Origin of the sequence: Spirillospora sp. NPDC046719, from assembly GCF_040645715.1 — a bacterium.
Classification (GTDB): Bacteria; Actinomycetota; Actinomycetes; order Streptosporangiales; family Streptosporangiaceae; genus Spirillospora.
The window spans coordinates 1-1,939 of the sequence record NZ_JBEYYT010000832.1 but is presented as its reverse complement, the minus strand read 5'-3'; the positions used below and the strand labels follow the sequence as shown (position 1 = coordinate 1,939).

Here is a 1,939-nt window from a genome sequence, read left to right as displayed (position 1 = left end):
ATAAACACTTTTTCCCCCACCCACACCCCCCCCCCCCCCCTCTACCCACCCCCGCGCCGGCGGCGGGGGCGTGGGGGGGGGCGGGGGGCCGGGCCCCCCGCCCCGGGGCCCGGCCGCGCGGTCGCCCGTGCCGCCGCGAGTGTGGGGCCACCCCGCACTGGCGGCGCCCGGGTGATCGCCGTAGGGTCGCGAGGAAGTACACCGGACGATAAGGACCATGATCATGGAGCTCGACCACGAATTCACCGTCCCCGTGCCGGTGGATCGGGCCTGGTCGGTGCTGCTCGACGTGGAGCGCGTCGCGTCGTGCATGCCGGGCGCGACCCTCGACTCGGTCGACGGCGACGAGTACGCGGGCCGGATGAAGGTGAAGGTCGGCGCGATGACCATCACCTACCGGGGCACCGCGCGCATCGTCGCGGCCGACGAGTCGTCCCGCACCGTCACGATGGAGGCCGCCGCGAAGGAGGCGCGCGGCTCCGGCACGGCGTCGGCGACCGTCCAGGCGAAGCTGCGCCAGCAGGAGGACGGCACGACCCTGGTGTCGGTGCGCACCAAGCTGAACGTGACGGGGCGGCCCGCGCAGTTCGGCCGCAACATCCTGTCCGAGGTCGGCTCGAAGATCATCGCGCGGTTCGCGAAGGCGCTCGCGGCGGAGCTGGAGTCGCCGGCCGAGCCGGAGGCCCCCGAGGCCCCGGAGGCCCCCGTGGCCGAGGCCGCCGCGACGGCCGCACCCGCGGCGCCCGTGCGGGAGGAGGCCGCGCCGGAACCGGAGGCTCCGGCCGAGGAGCCGGCGCCTGAACCCGAACCGGCCGCCGAGAAGGCCCCTGAGCAGGCCGCCGAGAAGGCCGCCGAGCCGGTGAAGCCCGCCGAGCCGGAACCGGCGAAGGCGGAGGTGGCGCAGCCCGTACCGGCCGCGCCGCGGCACGCGGCACCGTCCGAGCGGCCGCCGCTGCGGCTCGCGCGCGACGACGACGCGATCGACCTGCTGGAGGTCGCCGGACCGTCGCTGGTGAAGCGGGCCGTCCCGGCGGCGGGCGGGCTCGTCGTGCTGCTGCTGGTGATCCGCTGGCTGGTGCGGCGCCGCAGGCGCTGACGGCCCGCCGAGGCTCGGAGCCGGTTCAAGCGCGGGTCAACGATCGGCATGCGATCGGCGACGACGGTGGAACGCGCCGCCGCGATGGCGTGGCCTTGTCCCGTGGACACGATCGAGCTGCAGCGGATCTCGGGAATCGAGCATGACAACTGGTGGTACCGGGAACGGCGCGCGATCGTCTCCGGTGAGCTGCTGCGGTTCAGCGTGCCCGGCACGGCCGTCGACGTCGGCGCCGGGGCGGGCGCGGACGCGCGGATGCTGGCCGGGCACGGCTGGCGGACGACCGCCATCGACCTGAACCCGGGTGCGGTCGCGCTCGCGCGCGCACACGGCGTCGAGGCGTACGAGGGCGACGCCCGCTACCTCCCGCTCCCCGGCGGGCAGTACGACCTGGCGCTCGCGATGGACGTGCTGGCGCACATCGACGACCACGAGCGCGCCGCCGCCGAGATCGCCCGCGTGCTGAAGCCCGGCGGGACGGCGCTGGTGTGCGTCCCGTGCGACATGGGCCTGTGGTCGGCGCACGACGTCGCGCTCGGGCGCGTCCGCCGCTACACCCGCGACGCCCTCACCGAGCTCCTCGAAGGCGCCGGCCTGCTGCTGGAGCGGCTGTGGAGCCGCGGCGTGCTGCTGCGTCCCGTGCTGCGCCGGCTCCGGCACCGGACGACGCGCCGCGAGGACCTCGCTCCCCTGCACCCGCTGGCGAACGAGGCCCTGCGGCTGTCGATGGCCGTGGAGCGGCGGCTGCCGCTGTGGTCGTGGCCGGGCACCTGGCTGTTCGCCCGCTGCCGCCGCCCCGGCTGACCGGACGGCGTTCACCCGCGGCGAGTCGCCGTCATGGCG

2 protein-coding genes are annotated in these 1,939 nt (G+C 76.0%); both read left to right on the top strand.

The features are described 5' to 3' along the window. Positions 1-217: 217 nt before the first annotated feature. Complete coding sequence (locus ABZ914_RS50760; protein ID WP_500201736.1) at positions 218-1,096, top strand: SRPBCC family protein; 879 nt, start codon at positions 218-220, stop codon at positions 1,094-1,096. Between the two features lie 102 nt (positions 1,097-1,198). After that, positions 1,199-1,900 carry a class I SAM-dependent methyltransferase gene (locus ABZ914_RS50755; protein WP_500201735.1) on the top strand — a complete coding sequence of 234 codons (702 nt, stop codon included), beginning with the start codon at positions 1,199-1,201 and terminating at the stop codon, positions 1,898-1,900. Positions 1,901-1,939: the final 39 nt, after the last annotated feature.

Bases quoted from the DNA above. Each gene is read 5' to 3' on its own strand.
- ABZ914_RS50760 (WP_500201736.1), top strand. From the start codon at position 218: ATGATCATGGAGCTCGACCACGAATTCACCGTCCCCGTGCCGGTGGAT.